Genomic DNA, 19299 nt, shown 5'->3' with positions numbered 1-19299 from the left:
TCAAGGAGTGATCGACGGTTGTAGCGACTGCATAGTGCGACCAGTATGGATCGACAAACCGAGCGCCGGATCGGCGGTAAGCGCCGTTCGATCAGCCTACTCTCCCGTTGGGAGTGGTTTCGGATTTCGTGAGCGCCGTCTCTCGAGCGAGACGGGTCGACCACACCGGAGTTCCGGTGAAGTGCCGCCGATCAGGAATCGGCACTTCTTTGAGAGTGGGTTCGAAGGGTGAGTCATGGGTTTTGGAAGCTACGACGAGTCCGAGCAACAGCAAGGAACGACGGATGAAGACGACGGCGAAGCCGTAAACGTCCACGAACACGACCACGACGGACAACTTACCGTCGAATCGGACGCTTCGACGGACGAACTCATCTCGCAACTCGGCGAGATGAAAGACGACGAATAGACTGGGTCGGTCGGCCAGAGGTCCCGATTCTGAGAAAACGTTCGATCTGCTCGAGCCGCCGCATCGTCTAGCGAGATTTACTTTATCGAGTGATTCATCGCAATGAGAAACGCCGATCAGACGTTCGAGACGGGAGCGCTGTGGCTCGAGCCGGGTTCGCGACCGGGTCGAGAGTAACGGATTCGAAAGCTATCTCTACGCGAGAAATTCACCGGAAGCGAGGTGTGGGGGCCCGCGTGGTATGCCGCCGTGTAGCGTGTCCCGAACCAGTTCTCGAAGACGGAACGGGTCGGAACTCTCGATGGGCCGAAGGACCAAGCGGACCGGTGGAAGCCGCGAGAAAATCAGTACGTGTTGGCGGAAATCAGTGCGTGTTGGCGGAAATCAGTACGTGTTGGCGGAAATCAGTACGTGTTGACGAAGTGTGTCAGATAGATCTGCCCGAGACCTGCGAGGATCATTACGATCCCGGCGATTCGCTCGAGCGTTTTCGTGTGCCCGGCGATCCAGCCGGCGTTCGCGACGAGGCCGACGCCCGTCGCGACCGTCAGCGCGACCATCAGAACGACGACGATCCCGATGTACGATCCCACTACCAGCATCGCCGGAACGGGATCCATCGTCATCGACTGGCTGACGACGCCGATAAAGACCGGTGCGACGCAACCGGCCGCGGCGAGTGCGTACCCCGCGCCGAAGATGCCGAATCCCGCGAGACCGCTTCTGCGCTTGGGAAGGGGAACCGAAAGGGACGGTGCCAGGTCGAACACGACGAGGAGCCCGAACGCGACCAACGCGACGCCCACTGCCGTCTCGAGAATCGTGATGTTAGTGAGGAGGTTCTGGCCGAGCCAGTATGCCGCGCCGAAAAGCGCCGTAAAGGTCACCAGTACCCCGATACCAGCCACGAGTCCACGGAGGACCGAGCCCGACACCGACGAGCCCTGGCCCTCCGTCTGGTTCACGTAAAATCCGACGTACCCCGGAAGGAGCGGATACGAACAGGGCGAGAAGAACGTCGTGACTCCTGCTGTAATCGCAAACCCGACCATCGACACCAGAGCGGGATCTATCACGACTAGTTACGACCTCCTGTCGGCTCTGAGAACGGCCTCGAGTTCGGTGACGATTTTGTCCGCCGTCTTCTTTCCGGACTCCTCCCAGTGAAGGCGGCCGTCGGAATCGAACGCGATCGCGATCGGCGTCGCCGCGCCGTAGTGGACGATCAAATCGGACATCGTATCCCGTCCGACGGTCCAGTTGCCGTCGTACTCGTTCCACCAGTCGGCGACGTCCTCGTCCGTGACGATGTCCTCGCTTTCGTTGGTGACGGAAACGAACTGCACCTCGTCGCCGATTCGGTCGTGGGCTTCTCGCAGCTCCGGCATCTGGTCTTGACACGGAATACAGTCGGTCGCGAACAGATCGACGAACATCACCCGCTCTTCGTTCGGAACCAAGATCTCGCCCGATTCGCTCCCCGGCGCGTCGAGGGTCTGAATCGGGACCGGATCGTGACGGCGTTCGCCCTCGTCGCCCGTCAACCCCGGTATCGACGGAACGCCGTACACTGCCGCGGTACCGGCGGTCCCGAGAACACCGATGCTCCCGATGCCGGCGAGCAACTCGCGTCTACGCATCGCGTCCGACCTCCGTTCGGCCGTCGGCGGACGAATCAATCGATGCGGGCGTTCGAAATCGCGAAGACGATCGCTTCGATGTGGGGGGTCGCTGTTTCGGGAACGAACGCGACGTTGGGACCGTCAGTTTCGAACCGTGATTCGAAGGGGGAAACTCGAGATGGCTTGTCTCGCTACTACCGACGGTCGCGGTACTATCGGAAGGCCGGTTACCGCCGGTGCTGTCGAAGCGTACTCCGGGGACGAAGATATCGCTTCTCGCCAGCGAACCGAGAGACGACCGTCCGTCCATGTATACTCCTTCGACCACAGTATCAAATGCTCGTTGGTTCGTTACGGGTGACTGGGAATCGCCGGCGGTGAACCATCAGCTCGAGCAAATCGTGCCGCTGAACTCGAATCCAACGCGTTGCATCGACGAACGTTCTCGTTGCGATGAGAGTGTAGACGAGTAACGACCGACATCTCCTGAGAGCAGATGGCGAAACCGACGATTGACCCGGTTTGGGGGCGTCAGATTTTCGATAGTAACTGTTCGAAATCGACCGAAGCGCTTGGAGGAGCGAACGAAACAGCGAAATAACGGCGACTCGAGCGCGATACGGAATCGGTACTGTGGAGATCGCGAGAAATAGACGCGGCTGTTTCAAAACTGTGAGAAACGAAGCGCATCGCTCGGTTCAGGCCGATTTCGAACTCGAATGCGACGATGCGGAAAGTACGGTTGGGATAACTAACCCAGTGGCTGTCTGACGGCCACATATGGCGAGCGTGAATCGAACCACGATGGAGGTCGGCTGTCCCAAATGTGAGACGATAATTAGCGCCAGTGTTCCGCGAGGAACGACGATCGACGCGACAGCATCTGACAGCCGGAGCCAACTCCGCGGGACCGAAACCGAATGTCGGTCGTGTGGACACGAACTCGAGGTATACTTCTACTGAGGGGGCGAACAGGGTTGAAAAGGGGTGCAACTCACCACGAATCCATGTGTGAGTTCGTGATGCTGTGGCGGATCGCTGGATAGTGGAACGGGTAACAGGATCCGATACTCGACACGGGATACTGCGAGAGGTGTAAACGACACACGCGCGAAATCGACACACCGGGTTTCCGGTGGAGAGAGCGATCGTCGAGAGCCGGCGTGGGTCATCCGCGTGATCGGCGGAGAACACACCAGATTTCCGGTGAAGCGGCGACGAGAGTGCACCGAGAGAGAAGACACCGGGTTTCCAGTGAAACACCGGTCCTGATCGGTGAACGCCCGCGATACCCGAGCGAATTTCGATCGGATCGGTTGGCTGAGAGCGACACGGAGGAACGATACTCGCGTATGGTGGGTGATTTTTTCTTGAGCGCGCACACACCGGGTTTCCGGTGAAACGGGTCTGAAGGGGGGTGGGGCGGGTGAGGGGGCGGTGTATTTCACCGGAAAGACGGTGTGCGAGGAGAGTGTGAACGATCAGAACCAGTAGTCGAATGATTCGTACCGATAGTCGAACGGTCGGTACCAGTAGTCAATTCTCGAGGTGTTCTCTGTGAAACTCGAGCGAGAAGGGCTCAGAACCCATATCCGATCACACTTACAATTGCTCACGAACGAGAGCGGAACAAAGTGAGAGAAAATCGAAGGGAAACGTCGAGAAGAAACACCGGGATGAAACGCCGAACAAGAGGCGATCAGCGCAAGTTCCGGTGAAAACGGCTGCAAACCGACTACCGTCTTCTTTTCAAACCGATCCAATCAATGGGCTATACTCACTACTAATATTAATAATTTGCTGTAGTAAGAACAGTGAGTTAGTATAGATACAGCAATCCAAAGCCGGCTTAATCCAACACTCAATATTGTTTTCTTCCAACTTTTCTTCTCCAACTTTTATACTTCAGACGATCGGTTGTTGCGGAAATTAACGCGGAACACACCTTCTTCTGAGAACACTCCATTATCCGGAACTACTCCGATATAACCCCCCGAACGGAACTCGCCGGAAAATGAGATCTGACGAACGAACAAGATCAGTCAGGTGGACAAAATCCACCGGGCCGATCACAACCCCGCCCTTTCGTCGCCTTTCACCGGAAACACGGTGTGTCTGTCTCCACCAACTATCTCCACTGTGTTTGTCAGTCTCCGCTGTACCTATCGTCCACTATCTCCGTATCCAGTGTTTCTGGCGATCGGCCGCCCTTCGATCCCTTTCACCGGAAACTCGGTGTGTGCGCGCTCGAGAATACGCTTCGCCCACCGGTGGTCCTTCTCTGGGAACGCCGATCCCTCCCTCGAGACGAGATCCGCGATTCGCTGCCGACCGATTCCATCCGATCCAAACAGTAAAGATAATTCACCGGAAACGTGGTGTCAGTGACCCATGTCGAGTTCCGGTGACGATCTCTTTACGAGAGACGACCACATATTCGAGAACAAAGAACTCCTCGAGATCAACCATCTGCCAGAGGAAGGCCGTATCGTCGGTCGAGACGACGAAATTGCGGACCTCGCGAACGCCGTCAACCCCGCTATCTTCGGACAAAGCCCCAGCAATCTATTGATATACGGAAAAACGGGTACCGGGAAATCGCTCTGTGCCAAACATATCTCCGAACGACTCGTGCGGGTCGCCAAAGAGGAGGGTGTCACCGCGGAGTTCGCCTACGTCGACTGCGCACAGGACAACACGGAAACGCAGGCCGTCCAGACGATCGCCTATTCGATGAACAACTCGGAGGCGACCGACATCAAAATCCCGGACAAAGGGTTGAGCACGTCGACGTACTACAAGCGTCTCTGGCAGGTTCTCGACTCCCAGTATGGCGTCGTTCTCATCATCCTGGACGAAGTCGACAAACTCGACGACGACGACATTCTAATGCAACTTTCGCGCGCGGGCGAAGCCGGGAAGCTGACGGACTGCAAGATTGGTGTCATCGGCATCAGCAACAAGATCAAGTACAAGGATCGAATGGACGAACGCGTCAAATCGTCGCTGTGTGAGCGCGAGTTCGTCTTTCCGCCCTACGATGCGAACCAGCTACGAGATATCATGCAGGCCCGGAGCGACGCCTTCAAAGACGGCGTGCTCGAGCCCTCCGTCATTCCGCGTGCGGCGGCCCTTGCCGCCAGAGAGCACGGAGACGCCAGGAAAGCGATCGACATTCTCCGGTACGCGGGTGAGATCGCCCAGTCGAACTCGAGCGAAACCGTTCGCGAGGAGTTCGTGGTGCAGGCCCGTGAGCGGGCCGAAACCGATCGGTTCCGCGAGCTCATCCGCGGGTCGACCCCACACTCGCGGTACGTTCTGCAGGCGCTTGCGGTACTTTCGTTGAACGAAACGGACGAAGACGGTTTCCGGACGACCCGAATTTTCGACGTCTACGAGGAGATCTGCCGGCAGGAGGGATCGGACACGCTCTCGTTGCGGCGGGTCAGGGACCTGCTGAAAGAACACGCGTTCCTCGATATCATCGAGCAGTCCCGACAGAGCGGGGGTAGCGCCGAGGGAAGTTATACGGAACACCAGTTGCTCGAGGATCCGGACGTAGTACAGAAGGTCCTCGTCGAAACCGTCGAATCCGAGTAACAGTCCATCTCGGCAGCCACTCGCCTCGGGATCGATCACCGCTTTTCCGACTCCTCTATTCACCGGAAACGTGGTGTCCGCCCATACGGTTACTCGGCACACGAACTCGTTCACCAGTCGACTGACCAGTTCTCGAGACTGACTACTATCGGGCGCTATTAGACTACCATGCGGTTGCAGGCGGCGAACCAACGCGTGGGGACCCTGTCCTGTTTCAGCGAATGCGAAATCTCGAGAAGCGAGGGCGATCGATCGGGCGACGAAGTGTCTCTACTACCAACCGAATCGACTCGGACTATCGGTCCGGTGGACGGACCGACCGCGATACGCAGCTGCCGTCTCTTTCGAGCGTGTGTCCCGAATCGCTGATCGTGGTTTCGAACCGCCAGCCCTATCGCCACGAGTTCGCAGAGGAGATCGATGAGCCCGACGAATCCGGAGTGGAATCAGTATCGGACGGTGAGGAAGACGCTACCGATGCGTCGGACCGACAGATCACGGTCGACGAACCGACTGGCGGCCTCACTGCTGGACTGGATCCCGTCCTTCGTCGATCGAACGGGACGTGGATCGCGTGGGGCGACGGCGACGCTGACGAGGCGGTCGTCGACGAGAACGACTGCGTGCGCGTTCCGCCGGACGAGGGAGAGTACACGCTTCGACGGCTCTGGTTTTCCGAGCAAGCCGTAGATTCGTACTACTACGGATTTAGCAACCGGGTACTGTGGCCGCTCTGTCACGGGTTCGAACAGCTGATAGACGACCGGCCGGGCGATCTCGAGTGGTACCGACGGATCAACGACCGGTTCGCGACGGCAGTTTCGAGACACGCGTCCGAGGAGTCGGTCGTCTGGTTACAGGATTATCACCTCGGTTTCGCACCGCGACTCATCCGGGACCGCGTTCCCGATTCGGTGACGGTCGCTCACTTCTGGCACATCCCGTGGCCATCCCCGGAGACGTTCGACCACTGCCCGATAGGGTCCGAGTTACTCGACGGTTTGCTCGGGAACGATTTGCTGGGTTTTCACGTCGATCAGTACGCGGATACGTTCCTCGAGTGTGTCGACGTCTTCCTCCCGTCCGCGACGGTTGACCGATCTACCCGAACGATCAGGTACGACGGAAACGAGACTCGAGTCGTCGCGACGCCGATGGGCGTCGATGCGTCGTCGTACGCGACGATGTCCCGAGAGACAGATTCGAGCAACTGGGAATCGATCTGCGACGAGTACGGGATTCCCCAGTCGAACGCGGTCGGACTCGGCGTCGACCGGCTCGATTACACGAAGGGTATTCCCCAACGACTCGCCGCGGTCGAAACGTTCTTCGAACGGAATCCGCAGTGGCGGGGGTCGTTTACGTTCGTCCAGAAAGCGACGCCGTCGCGAACTACTATTCCTGCCTATCAACAACTGGGGTCTGCTGTCCGACAGCAAGTCGAACGGATCAACGTACGTTTTGGCACCGACGAGTGGCAACCGATCGTCTACACCGAAGACATCCTTCCACAGGAGGATTTGTGCGCATTGTACCGCAACGCCGACGTAATGTTGGTGAGTCCCGTCTGCGACGGGATGAATCTAGTCGCACAGGAGTATCTGGCCGCCAGCGTCGACGAACTGGGAGCGCTGCTGTTGAGCAATCGCGTCGGCGCACACGAGATGCTCGGCTCCCACGCGTTTTCGATCGCTCCCAACAGGACCGATCAGTTCACGGAAACGCTCGAGCGTGTCTTGACGACGGCGCGAGGGGAGAAGCGACGACGGATGTCGGTGCTTCGCGAGCGCGTCTTCGACGCCGATTTGGATTCGTGGATGCGAGACCAGTTCGCCCAGATGCAGCGTGTTCGAGACGGCGCTGACACTCTCGACGAACTGACGAACGAACACCAGTCGCCGGTCTAACGATGTCGAAGGACAGCCCGATACCCGTCGACGAGCAGTTGCCACGCATCCGATCGGCGCTTCGCGAGACGGATTCCGTCTTGCTCTGTCTGGATTTCGACGGAACGATGGCTCCGATCGTCGACGACCCGTCGGAGGCGACCCCGCTGACGACGGCCGTCGACGCGGTGCAGTCTCTCGCATCGAATCCGACGGTTCGAACGGCGGTCGTGAGCGGGCGCTCGCTCGCAGACGTCCGCTCGAGACTCGACGGCCCGAGTCTCTTCGCCGGCAATCACGGCCTCGAGATTCAGCGTCGCGGTTCGGTTTCGGTCCACCCGATCGCTCGGAAACGCTCGACGCTCGTCGACCGTTCCTGTATCGAACTCTCGGACGCGTTCGATTCGTTCGATGATTGTTGGGTCGAAAACAAGCGACTGACGGCGACCGTTCACCGGCGGTCGAACTCGCCAGACAGACGCGAGACGATCCGGCGAGTAACGAAATCGGTCCTCGACCGAGTCGGTGAGGGCCGATTGACGTACTCGCGCGGCAGACGGATCCTCGAGATCTCGCCGCGAATCCCCTGGGGGAAAGGAAACGCGGTCGAAGTCCTCCGGCGGTCCGTCCCCGCGGACTCGCTGGTAGTCTATCTCGGCGATGATACGACGGACGAATTAGCGTTCGAGGCCGTCGAACCCGAGGGGATCGGAATCCTCGTCGGCGAGCCAGCCCCGTCCAGGGCGTCTGCGCGGCTCGATTCGCCAGCCGCAGTTGCATCGTTCTTACACTGGCTCGAGTCAGACGCGCTCGCGCGCTCGAAGCGTTCTCAGATGAACGCGGTCGGACGGCCCTCCCAGCGGACCGTCCAGTGACAGATACTGTACGCTCTTCGACTACACACCGGAATTGACGGGTTTTATCGACACAAAATCGTGTATAACTGCCCGATAATGCGAACATTTCTGCGAAACACTCTAAATCTTTTCACAATTTTTGTCGGGTCGAAGCCGAAAGTATTAGTTACCACTGGAAATAGAGTACAGTACAAGAGAACAAGAGATGAAACTGAGACAACCAACCGACTTCCTGATTCTCGAGGCGCTCGAAGACAAGGGCCGAAACGTCGCAACGAATTTGTCTGCCCATACCGACAAGAGCCGAAAGAACATCAATACCCGACTGCCGGTGCTCGAGGACTACGGTCTCGTCGAGAAAATCGGACCCGCCGAGCGCTCCGGACTGTACGAGATCACGTCGCTCGGAAAAGCAGCGCTGGTCTATCAGGATCAGTACAACGAAGTGGACGACTTCGAGGAACTCATCGAAGGACCGTCCGCCGGTGCCGGCGAAGCGTCGAACACTGCGGCGAGCTTCGCACGCGGCGACGAAGATTCTGACGAGGAATAACGAGCCACTGGCTATTCTCAACGACCCGCAGCTTGGAGTGCCAACTCTCGAGCACCGGTCTCGCCCTCTGTCGGTAGCGCAAAACCGTACTGGAAGACGCAATTGCCATACGGTGGTACCCCGAATCGAGTGTGAAGTTGTAGCGACTCAGCGACCGAAATCCGCTTTCGTCCCTTCCTCGAGGAATTCGCGGAGCAGTTCCTGTAATGCTTTCCGCAGATGCTGGTGCATCGTCGGCGGTGCGACGTCCATCGCCGCTGCTATTTCTTCGCCGGTGCTCCCGCGCGGCCAATCGAAGTACCCGCCGTAGTAGGCCACCCTGAGGGTGGTGAGTTGTTTGTCCGTCAACGCGTCGAGTACTCGATCCCGTTTTTGCGCGGTCGTCCGTATCGATCGGTCGACTTCGCGTCGGGCGACGAGTTCGGTGCGCTGGTAGATCTGTCCGAGCGTCGTGAGTATCTCCCTGATGTCCGCCTCTCCGGGAACGTCGAGGATGCAGGTTCCAACGGTATCCTCGACCGTGATGTCTCGGATCGTGACCCCGAGATTCGAGAGCGCTCGGACGGCCGATTCGACGAGTCGGAGTTCGATGATACACCGGCGGTCCCCGTCGTGGATCACACGACACTCCTGTACGGAGTCGTGGTCGGTCGCCTCCTGGCGAACGGTCTCGCCGTCGATTCCGTCGACCACGACGTACTGATACGTTTTGCCGTCGGTCGTCACTCCAGCCCATTTCAGCGAGCACGTACAGTCGTACTCTTCCGTCAGATCAAACGAGATCGAATCGCCGCCGTCGATCCTGATCTCGAGTTCGACGACCGAATCCGAAAAGAGTAGCCGTCTGTTCTTTACAGCGTTGATCGAAAAGCCCACGGATTCACCCAACAACTGAAAGCACTCGCGCTCTCTCGATCCGAACGCGTTCGCTCTGGTCGCGAGCACCACCAACACACCGTAGACGACCTCGTCGTGATCGATGGGAACGACGATCGCCGAGTTACTCTCGAGGTGCGGTTCGGTCTTTCCGAGCGATTCGGGAAGCTGATATCCGTGAGCACCGTTGCTGAACGTACGCGCTTCGGCCGTCTCGATAACCGTCTCGTATCCAAGGTCCTCCTCGAGTAGTGATTCGAGTTCGGGGTCAGTGCCGCCGCGTCCGGTCCGGTAGAACACGTCGGTATCCTGTCCGATACCACCGACGATAGCACAGCGATAGAGGTTTGATTCGACGAGTCGCTCACAGACGTTTCGTTCGATCGCAGACCGGGTCGGTGATTCGACGACCGTTCCGACGACCTCTTTGATGACCTCGTTGATTTCGTTGATCCGCTCGAGACGCTCCTGGCGGGACCGAACTGCCTCCTGTTTGGCTCGTAGATCGGTGATGTCCCGAGCGAGCCAGACGACTGCTCGGTCGCCCCGTCTCTCCTCGTCGACCAGAACGACGCGCGCCTCGAACTTCCGTGCGCCGGCAGCCGTCTGGGCCGTGTATTCGATCGATTGGATCTCGCCGGTTTCGATCGTCCGCGTGACACACTCGTGTAACTTGGACGCGACCGTCGGCGAGAAGACGTCGTCGAACTGTAGTCCGATGAGATCCTCCGCGGGAAACGAGTACAGCTCCGAGGCGTTTTCGCTGATCTGCGCGTCGAGATACGTTCCGTCCTCGTCGATGACGAACGCCTCTTCGGGGAGCCCCCGCTCGAACAGCCGCTCGTCGTTCTCGACCGCGTGACCCATGGAAACGCCGACCGCCGGGTCGGTGGCGGCTCGTCGTCGTTGGAGACTGTCTACGATTCGATCACCGGTCGGCGCCTCCGCGTCCTCGACGATGTAGTCCGTGGCTCCGTTCCGAAATGCGACTGCTGCGAGTTTCTCGCTTCCCGCCTTCGGTGCGACCAGCACGCTCGACGAAGTCGTCACCGGGTCGATCCGTCGGAGTGTCGTTTGAACGGTCTCCGGATCGTCGAGTTCGAGGACGAGGGATGTCGAACTGCCGTCGACGATCGATCGCGAAACCTCTGCCGGTTCGACGACTCGCCGGACGGTCACGCGATCGTCGTTCTCGAACGTGGACTCCAGTCGTCCCCGATCAGCTGGTGAAACCAGTACGATGTCGCCGTCGAGGACATCACTCATACGCTCTCGAGGTAAAGCGAACGGACGGCCGACGCACCAACACACCATTCATTTCTATCAATGGATTGTCGTGATGAAACAAAAAGGTAGTGGTCTGTTCGTCGGGCCGCCGGCAGGCAGCAGCGATCAAAGCGAGGGGAGGCTGTCTACCGCCGAGAATCCATCGCTATCGAACTCGTTCGAAATCCGTCATCGGAAACCGATCCGGGGCCGGCTGTCGTGTATACTCAACGAAGTGGTCGATCGAGTCGAATATTCAGAATCGATCAGGAACTGCCAACGCCGTTAGATCTCTCCTTGCTCTTTCAAATTCTCGATGACGTCGTCGACGAACGCGTCGACGGACTCGTAGGGAAAGTCTCCACCCGAGAGTTTCGTGTTCAGTTCCATCGCCGTCATCGAGAAGTCCCCCGACTCGAACTTCGTTCCGGGCCCGTTCGGCAGTGCCGGGACGAGGTCCATCGGACTGGAAATGGGGTAGTCTGCGCCTTCGAACGCTTCTGTCATCTGGTCTCGGAGTTCGGATTCGTCTACCATTGCGAGCGCTAGTACCGTATGATAAATAATAAACCTGTTTATACATACTATAGGATAATTTACAGTATGTTCGTGCGAGACGTTTCGACCGAGTCCGATACACCACACGGAGTTTGCTTCCGTGCACCCTCCATCCGCGCGGCCCAAAACTATCATTATCTCTCGCTGTATTGGACTTTACATGGCAAAGGATACCGTCAGATATCCGGACGACGTGGTCGAGGAGATCGACGGCCTCGTCGAAGACGGTATGTTCGAGAGCAAATCCGAGTTCTATCGATTCTCGGCCGAATACGTACTCACCCTGCTCGATCCGGACCACGAAGTCGAGACCTTCAACTTCGACGAGATCAAATCTGAACTGAACTTCGCTGACAGAAACCGTAAACCCACGGCCAACGCCGACGGCGGAACCTTCTTCCTCGAGTCGGTGATCGCCGTTCGAAAGCACGGCCTCCGCGGCAACTACGAGGCCGCAGAACGGTTTATCGACACCCACTACGATCAGACCGACCAGGAGTGTCTGATTCTCGAGGAGTTACTCGGCACGTATCGTCAGGAGTCGAGTTCTACTACCAATTAATCGATACGGATTAGACGCGGGCGGTTCGAAACCGGTCTTACTAGGCGCGAACTGTACACGCCCGTTAGTCGAATTCAACTCCGAGTTCCGATAAATCGACGTGGTCGGCGACGAGCGCCGCCGCGCGGTCGTAGGGCGATTTCGCCGCGTGCGTTTTATCTGGGTCGCTCGCTCGAGCGCCGTCCGCCGATCCCGATCGTTCGGCCGCGTCTCCGTCGGTTTGGAGTATCGAGTCGTCCGCTCGAGCACGGAGGTAGTCGACGAACGCGTGGCGAACGGCGTCGTTCTCGAAGAGTCCGTGCAGGTAGGTTCCGAGGACCTTTCCGCGTGCGGCGCTCGCCTCGCCCAGCGGGCGTCCGACGCGCTCGAGGGCGGTGGTTTTGCCGACGTGGATCTCGTATCCCGACGCGGTCCCGGTCGCCTCCGCCAGCAGCGTCGACTCGCTTCCGTCGATTTCGACGGTGGTCTGCTCTACCACCTTCTCACCGTCGAAAGCGGTCTCGATCGGGAGCAAGCCGATCCCCTCGACGACGTCACGGTCGCCGGTTCCCTCGACTGACGCGTTCGTTATCCGCTCGCCGAGCATCTGATAGCCGCCGCAGATGCCGACGATCGGGCCGTCGAAATCCGCAATTTCAGCACCGAGTCCCGACGCTTCGATCGCGAGTAGATCGTCGACCGTGTTCTTTGTGCCGGGTAGAACGATGGCGTCGGACTCATCGGAGTCGATAGCCCCTCCCTCGAGCGGGACGTACTCGACCGCGACATCGGGGTGGGCCGCGAGCGCCTCGAGATCCGTCGCGTTCGAAATACGTGGCAGTCGGGGGACGGCGATTTTGAGGTATCGATCGCGCTGGGTCCCGTCGTCGACGCCGATCGTTTTTCGCGTCTCGGGCCCGGGAAGCGACACGCTGTCTTCTTCCGGAAGCCCCGGATCGTCGTACGGAATCACGCCCAGAATTGGGACGCCCGTTCGCCGTTCGATCGACTCGATCCCTGGCTCGAGGAGGGATCTATCGCCGCGGAATTTGGTGATGATCGCGCCTGCAACCCGCTCGCGAATATCGTCCGGAAGCAACTCGAGGGTTCCGTAGAGGCTCGCGAACGCGCCGCCTCGTTCGATATCGACGAGTAGCACGATCGTCGCGTCGGTAAAGTGTGCGGTTTCGACGTTCGCCAGATCTCGGTCGTGGAGGTTGATCTCGGCGATGCTCCCCGCGCCTTCAGCGACGATCACGTCGTGATCCGCCGCGAGGCCCCGATAGGATTTGCGTGCCGCCTCGCGCGCGAGGCCCCAGTAGTCTTCGTAGTACTCGCCGGCTGCGAGATGCGTGCGCGCGCTCCCGTGGACGACGAGTTGGCTCTCGCCGTCTCCGCGAGGCTTCAACAGGACCGGGTTCATGTCGGTCGTGGGGGCGATTCCGGCCGCTTTCGCTTGAACGTACTGCGAGACGCCGATTTCACCCCACTGATCCGCGTGCGTCGCTGTCTCGTCGGAACCCCGCTCGGTGACAGGCGGCTCTTCGACAGCGGTCGGTCGAACGACGACGCGCGCGTTGTTACTCATGTTCTGTCCCTTGAACGGCGCGACGGAGACGCCGCGGTTCGCGAGGTACCGACACAAGCCGGCCGCGACCGTCGACTTCCCGACGTGGCTCGCGGTCCCCGCAACCAGAATCGTTCGTGTCATCCGCTTGGTTTGCATCGCGTGTGCGATCCTATCGTCCTATCGATTTCACGGCCAGATCGCTACGCTCGAGAACAGGGAGACGTTCGACGTTACAATCGGATATGCGGGCCGTTCGGGGTCAGTACTCCGTGCCGCGTCTCGCGCGCTGGTTCTCGTCGATCGGGTGTTTCTCCTTGCTGACGTTCGTCACGAGGTCTGCCTCCTCGAGCAGATAGGCCGGACGGTCGTGGCTGCCCGAGAGGACGAGTTCGAGCCCCTCGGGTTTGGTTTCGATCACCTCGAGGACGTCTCGCTCTTCGATCAGCCCGCGATCAGCCGCGTAGAGAACCTCGTCGAGCACGAGCATGTGGATGCCGTCGTCTGCCGGTCCATCCAGCGCGAACGGCGTCGAGAGATCGGCGTCGGCGGCCGACTCGAGCAGGTCGTGAGTGCGCTCTAAGCCGGCTTGAGCCTCGGCTTCGTGATCGGTTTCCTCGCTGCCGTCGTTCATCCCGTGCCACCCGTAGTGGCCGAGGTTCTCGTAGGAAATCCCGGGGAGGGCGGCGATGGCGTTGTACTCGCCTCGCACCGCGTCGACGCTCGCGGCGCCCCCTTTCATGAACTGGAGGAGATGCACCCGGTAGCCGTGGCCCGCCGCGCGCATTCCCATGCCGAGCGTCGCCGTCGTCTTGCCTTTGCCGTCGCCCCACCAGACCTGGACGAGTCCGAACTCCTCCGGCGCTGCGGGCTCGATTTCGGCTGCTTCGGGGGACCGCCCCCGGCCGGGCGTCTGCTCGGCGCTCGCTTCGGGAGTGCGCTCGGTGGTCATCGTTTCTCCGCTTTGTTGTCGCTGGTAGTTATATTCTCCTCTCGAGGTTCGATACTCGAGTCCGACCAACGGATATGGGGAACGACACCGGCGATATCTCGCTCCAAAACGACCGCCGAGAGGTATTACGTCCAGGAAATAGGCTATTTCCTCGGGTAGGGTCGGCGTACACTACTCGATCTCACGACCAATTACGTCATTAGGCTCCGCGTTCAACGTGGGGTCATGTCGGTCGAGTTTCCGCCGTCCGAAGACGACGCAGATCTCGAGCGTGTCGTCACGGTTCTGGACGATGCCGCCTGCCGGAAAATACTCTCGACGCTGGACGAACCGATGTCCGCGAACGAGATCGCGACCGCCGCAGACATCCCTCTCTCGTCGACGTACAAGAAATTAGATATGTTGTCCGAGGCGTCGCTCGTGCGCGAGACGGCCGAAGTTCGCCCCGGTCGAAGTCGAACCTCGCGGTACGTCACGGATTTCAGCCAAATCGTCATCGAACTCGACGAGGAACGCTCGCTCCAGGTTTCGGTCGATAGATCCCCCGCGGGTCCCGACGGCGTCTGGCCGGAACTCGTCGAGGAGTTCTCGCGGTAACGGCCCTCGCGGATACCGGTTCATCGCCTACCGATAGTATCTCGATAGCTGTGTAGTATTTCTCCCATGGGACAATATCAATAACACTCTTGGAGATCCGAATCAGGAGTGATAGATAACGATCTCGATCTATATATCATATTGCACTTGTATATGGGGGTATGTCCATAATTGTCGGCCAAAATGTATGATATTGGAATCCAAATATATAAGAAAACATCAACACAAACACTCTATGCGAATAGTATTGTATAATTTGGAAGCAACTACTGACCAACGGGACGACCTCGAGTCGCTCGCTTGCGCCGAATCGGGAGACCGAACGCGCGCTCTTTCAGGGGAGTTTCCCCACGTCCTGCAAGCCGTCGATGATGTCGTCGGCAAGCGCTTCCGGCGTCTCGTAGGGAAACCCGTCGGTCGCGCCGTCGGTACGCTGTGCGCCGTCTCGCAGTTCCAGGACCGACATCGAGAACTCCCCCGATTCGAACGTCGTTGCGGGGCCGTTGGGAAGGGCCGGCAGGAGCTCTATCGGATTCGAAACGGGATAGTCCGCGCCTTCGAACGCGTCGATCAGTTGCCGTCGAATCGCTTCGGTATCAGGTTCGGTCATCGTGGTCCACACTTCCCTGCTCGCTCTCAAACGGCTTGCGTTCTCGAGTCGAATCCGTCGTGTCGGACTCCTCGAGCGCCTCGATCCCGCGGTCTTGGTCGAATCACAACACGTTCTCGAAATCGCTGTCGTAGACGTCCTCGAACGCGTGTCTGGCGATCGCCTGCCGGTGAACTGGTCGGTCCGTCGGCGATGCGGAACGCACGCACGTGCTCGCAACACGGGCGTAATGGACGGTTCTTCCCGATCACGTTCCGCCACGACGTTGAAGCGCGATAGTCGATGGCGGCGTGACGTTTGACCTAATCAGCTTCGCCATCGCCATCTTGGGGTCGCAGTACGCCATAGTGTTTTCATCCCTCCCAACCAATGTAGCTCTATCCACTACTTCTGGCCACTGGTTGCACATCGAATCGATAGACCTCTGGTCGTACCCACGGTCTGGAACGGGCGTCTGTCTCTGCCAACTTTTCTATCACCATTAATCACCATGCGTTCCCGAAGTTGAATTACACACCTACACCTGTAATAGAAAACACTCAGTATTGATTGTGACAGTATAATCTCCCCGTATGGTACTCGCTTTCGGCATTTGACCACGCGTTCTCGAGAGTACGAACGCACTGGAGATTAAAAATCAATACTGCGTAGATATTACTACAGAACGAAAAAACCACGGACGAAAGTTTCGAGACATGTCGTTCTACGGTACTTATCCTCCGTTACCCTCGTTTCGTATTTTAATCGAGTCGACTGCTACACGTGGTCTCGAGTTAGACGCTATCTCCCGATCCCAGCGACCGGAACCCATCTGTCGATTCGAGTTTCTGTGGTCCGAATTTGGCCGGTTGACAGGCCGCTCGCCGTCCATTACCCTGACTGTGCCCGACGCAACCGACTCGACTCCGTCTTCTCCTCCCCGAAGTATGGTAATGAATAACCAGATAAAATCGGCAATTTTATAGTATGTGTGTGGTATTCTCGTTCTATGTTCGGTAGTAATGCCTGGGAGGATGACGATTCAATATCAGAGGGAACGGTCGATCCCGAAACGAAGACGATCGATGACATCGATCTGATTAAAAAACGGATTAGACCGACAGCGAAGTTCATCGCCGCGTTCTCGATCGGCGTGTTCTTCTTCCTCTTTCCGATTCAGACCAGCGACGGTCAAACGACGATACCACTCGACATCGTCGTTTCGTTTATACAGGCCCAGAGTCCGATGTTTGTGGAGGTGTTGACGTTCCTGCTCATCGCCGCGGGCGGACTCTTTACGACCGTTTCGATGGCCCACTACAAGGGGTGGATTTCGTTGGATCAGTCGACGGTCGACCGCCTCGAACTAGATTATTGGCAAACATCAAACATATTCTGGCTGTTTCGGCTGGTCGGGATCGTTCTCGCGGTTCCGATCCTGTTCGAGTTCGGTCCGGAGTGGCTTCTCAGCGGGGACACTTCGGGAGTCGTCTGGGGGGCGTTGTTGCTGACGATCGCGCTCGTCATCCCCATCGGTGCGGTTTTCGTCAACCTGCTCGCAGAACTCGGCGGCCTCCAGTTCGTCGGAACGCTCGCACAGCCGGTGATGAAACCGATGTTCAATCTTCCCGGGCGGGCGGCCCTCGACAGCGCCGCCTCGTGGGCCGGTTCGTTCAGTATCGGCTACTATCTGACCCGAAACGTGTTCGACCGTGGCGGGTACAACAAGCGGGAAGTGTTCGTGATCTGCACCTGTTTTGCGACCGGAAACCTCGGCACGGTCGGCGGAATCGCTGCCGTGTTAGGTATCCTCGACATCTTCCCGGTCGTCGTGGTGCTCTATCTGATTAGCGTCGTTCTCGCCGCCGTTATCCTCGTTCGCGTTCCGCCCCTGTCGACGATCCCGAAAGAGTTCGTCGCGGAACCAGACCCGGAACCGGTGTTTTCGGGGAGCGTCTCCGATTACCTGCGGTTCGCGTTCAACGAAGCGGTCAAAACCGCAGAAGACGGGTCGTCGATTACTCGATCCGCCGTTATCGGGCTGATCGACGGATTGAAACTGACCGCGATGATGCTCGGAACGATCCTCACGATCGGGATGAGCGTGGTCGTACTCAACGTCTACACGCCGTTTTTCGAAATCGTCGCGACCCCGATCGTCCCGGTTATGAGCGCGTTCGGTATCCCCGATCCGCAGTTGGCGGCCTCGGCGATCATTATCGGCGGTGCTGAGATGTTCATCGCCGCGACGCTGGTCGTCGAAGCGAGCACGATCACGCAGGTCTTCATCGTGATCGTTGTCAGTTCGCAGGCCATCTTCTTCGCGGCATCCGCGCCGATGATGGTCGACATGTTCGACGACGTCCCGATCCGATTCCGCGATCTGTTCGTCCTGTTCGTCCAGCGAACCGTCGTCCTCGTCCCGATCGCGGCCGCGCTCACACACGCCGCAGCCGCACTCGGATTGCTCTAGGTCTTCAGTCACTTTCTCCACGCGCTGGTTTCGTCGTCTCACGGCTAGCCGTCGAACCGTTCGTTACTCGAGCCGTCGCGGAAGGAAAGACGTTAGAGAGCGGCGAACGAGTCTTCGACAATGGCGACAGACACCAAGAAGATACGCGCCGTCGAGCGAACGCTCGAGCTCGTCGAGACCATTCGCGATCTCGAACCCGTCGGCGTCTCCGACCTCGCACGGAACGTGTCGGTTTCGAAGAGTACCGTCCACACGCATCTGGCGACGCTCACTGACGCGGGGTACGTTATTCGCGAGGACGATGAGTATCGATTGAGCTGTACGTTTTTGGACATCGGGTCGTCCGTGCAGGAACGATTCGAACTCTATCGCGTGGGAAAACGACACGTCGACGAACTCGCGCACGAGGCGGACGAATCCTCGAACCTCGTGATCGAAGAGGACGGGAAGGGGACCTGTCTCTACGCGACGAACCCCAGGGATTCGCCCGACGTGTACATGTCCGCCGGCCAGCAAAATCACATGCACGCCTCGGCGACGGGAAAGGCGATTCTCGCGCACATGCCCGGCCCCGATGTCGAGGCACTCCTCGAGCGTCATGGTCTCCCGGAGTTGACCGATCAGACCATCTCATCGCGACCGGCGCTCGAATCGGAACTCGAGGGCGTTCGTGAGCGCGGACTCGCCTTCGACCGAGAGGAGACGGTTAACGGTCTCTTCTGTATCGCCGCCCCTATCGTCGTCGACGAGCGCGCGATTGGATCGATCAGCGTCTCCGGCCCGGTCAGTCGGCTGACTGCCGCGCCTCGAAAGGAGCAGCTTTGCGAGGCGGTCGAGGAAATAGCGAACGTCATCGAACTCCAATTTATCTTCTCGTAACTCTCGTCAGATTCTAGAGAACGATCGTTTTCTACACTCGAACGACTCGGTGAGAGAGCAGAGTATCGTCGGCG

The 19299-nt window shown here is 58.7% G+C and carries 17 protein-coding genes; 10 read left to right on the top strand and 7 right to left on the bottom strand.

The annotated features are described in order from the left end of the window. Nucleotides 1-235 precede the first annotated feature (235 nt). Nucleotides 236-409, top strand: a complete 174-nt coding sequence (locus BM348_RS16565; RefSeq protein ID WP_092906575.1) for a DUF5786 family protein — start codon at nucleotides 236-238, stop codon at nucleotides 407-409. Nucleotides 410-813: 404 nt separating this feature from the next. Here the strand turns inward: BM348_RS16565 and BM348_RS16560 are convergent, their stop codons facing one another. Together BM348_RS16560 and BM348_RS16555 are read right to left on the bottom strand one after the other, a co-directional pair. Further along, complete coding sequence (locus BM348_RS16560) at nucleotides 814-1485, bottom strand: cytochrome c biogenesis CcdA family protein (protein ID WP_245779511.1); 672 nt, start codon at nucleotides 1483-1485, stop codon at nucleotides 814-816. A gap of 6 nt (nucleotides 1486-1491) precedes the next feature. After that, a complete protein-coding gene (locus tag BM348_RS16555; RefSeq protein ID WP_092906571.1) occupies nucleotides 1492-2049 on the bottom strand; it encodes a TlpA family protein disulfide reductase in 558 nt (185 codons plus the stop codon). A 762-nt stretch (nucleotides 2050-2811) separates the two neighbouring features. Between BM348_RS16555 and BM348_RS22580 the strand changes: the two genes are divergently transcribed. The 5 genes from BM348_RS22580 to BM348_RS16530 all read left to right on the top strand — a co-directional run bounded on the left by BM348_RS22580 (nucleotide 2812) and on the right by BM348_RS16530 (nucleotide 8927). Beyond that, nucleotides 2812-2994 carry a hypothetical protein gene (locus tag BM348_RS22580; protein ID WP_139231219.1) on the top strand — a complete coding sequence of 61 codons (183 nt, stop codon included), beginning with the start codon at nucleotides 2812-2814 and terminating at the stop codon, nucleotides 2992-2994. 1428 nt (nucleotides 2995-4422) lie between these two features. Further along, complete coding sequence (locus BM348_RS16545) at nucleotides 4423-5631, top strand: Cdc6/Cdc18 family protein (protein WP_092906567.1); 1209 nt, start codon at nucleotides 4423-4425, stop codon at nucleotides 5629-5631. A gap of 221 nt (nucleotides 5632-5852) precedes the next feature. Continuing rightward, nucleotides 5853-7538, top strand: coding sequence for an alpha,alpha-trehalose-phosphate synthase (UDP-forming) (locus tag BM348_RS16540; protein ID WP_092906565.1), 1686 nt, complete (start codon nucleotides 5853-5855; stop codon nucleotides 7536-7538). Between the two features lie 2 nt (nucleotides 7539-7540). Next, entirely contained in the window at nucleotides 7541-8392 is an 852-nt protein-coding gene (gene otsB, locus BM348_RS16535; protein ID WP_092906563.1) for a trehalose-phosphatase, read from the top strand. A gap of 187 nt (nucleotides 8393-8579) precedes the next feature. Continuing rightward, complete coding sequence (locus tag BM348_RS16530) at nucleotides 8580-8927, top strand: winged helix-turn-helix domain-containing protein (RefSeq protein WP_092906561.1); 348 nt, start codon at nucleotides 8580-8582, stop codon at nucleotides 8925-8927. 147 nt (nucleotides 8928-9074) lie between these two features. Here the strand turns inward: BM348_RS16530 and BM348_RS16525 are convergent, their stop codons facing one another. Beyond that, a complete protein-coding gene (locus BM348_RS16525; RefSeq protein WP_092906559.1) occupies nucleotides 9075-11069 on the bottom strand; it encodes a bacterio-opsin activator domain-containing protein in 1995 nt (664 codons plus the stop codon). A 285-nt stretch (nucleotides 11070-11354) separates the two neighbouring features. Further along, entirely contained in the window at nucleotides 11355-11606 is a 252-nt protein-coding gene (locus tag BM348_RS16520; protein ID WP_092906557.1) for an MTH865 family protein, read from the bottom strand. 181 nt (nucleotides 11607-11787) lie between these two features. On the opposite strand from BM348_RS16520, the gene BM348_RS16515 reads away from it, so the two are divergent. After that, the gene (locus BM348_RS16515) at nucleotides 11788-12189 is read left to right on the top strand and encodes a CopG family transcriptional regulator (RefSeq protein WP_092906555.1); all 402 of its coding nucleotides are present in this window, start codon (nucleotides 11788-11790) and stop codon (nucleotides 12187-12189) included. 64 nt (nucleotides 12190-12253) lie between these two features. Here the strand turns inward: BM348_RS16515 and BM348_RS16510 are convergent, their stop codons facing one another. Both BM348_RS16510 and BM348_RS16505 read right to left on the bottom strand, forming a co-directional pair. After that, nucleotides 12254-13879 (bottom strand): cobyric acid synthase, encoded by a 1626-nt coding sequence (locus BM348_RS16510; protein ID WP_092907204.1) that lies wholly within the window; start codon nucleotides 13877-13879, stop codon nucleotides 12254-12256. 118 nt (nucleotides 13880-13997) lie between these two features. Next, nucleotides 13998-14687, bottom strand: a complete 690-nt coding sequence (locus BM348_RS16505; RefSeq protein ID WP_092907202.1) for a cob(I)yrinic acid a,c-diamide adenosyltransferase — start codon at nucleotides 14685-14687, stop codon at nucleotides 13998-14000. 225 nt (nucleotides 14688-14912) lie between these two features. Here BM348_RS16505 and BM348_RS16500 point away from each other — a divergent pair, with 225 nt between their 5' ends. Next, nucleotides 14913-15284, top strand: a complete 372-nt coding sequence (locus BM348_RS16500; RefSeq protein ID WP_092906553.1) for a winged helix-turn-helix domain-containing protein — start codon at nucleotides 14913-14915, stop codon at nucleotides 15282-15284. 334 nt (nucleotides 15285-15618) lie between these two features. Here the strand turns inward: BM348_RS16500 and BM348_RS16495 are convergent, their stop codons facing one another. Beyond that, nucleotides 15619-15894 (bottom strand): MTH865 family protein, encoded by a 276-nt coding sequence (locus tag BM348_RS16495; RefSeq protein ID WP_092907200.1) that lies wholly within the window; start codon nucleotides 15892-15894, stop codon nucleotides 15619-15621. 988 nt (nucleotides 15895-16882) lie between these two features. Here BM348_RS16495 and BM348_RS16490 point away from each other — a divergent pair. Both BM348_RS16490 and BM348_RS16485 read left to right on the top strand, forming a co-directional pair. Next, complete coding sequence (locus BM348_RS16490) at nucleotides 16883-18346, top strand: YjiH family protein (protein ID WP_092906551.1); 1464 nt, start codon at nucleotides 16883-16885, stop codon at nucleotides 18344-18346. 120 nt (nucleotides 18347-18466) lie between these two features. Beyond that, nucleotides 18467-19225, top strand: coding sequence for an IclR family transcriptional regulator (locus BM348_RS16485; protein ID WP_092906549.1), 759 nt, complete (start codon nucleotides 18467-18469; stop codon nucleotides 19223-19225). Nucleotides 19226-19299 lie beyond the last annotated feature (74 nt).

This window comes from Halostagnicola kamekurae (genome assembly GCF_900116205.1).
Taxonomy (GTDB): Archaea; Halobacteriota; Halobacteria; order Halobacteriales; family Natrialbaceae; genus Halostagnicola; species Halostagnicola kamekurae.
Note: the sequence above shows the minus strand (reverse complement) of the source record. Positions and strands in the feature narration are given on the sequence as shown.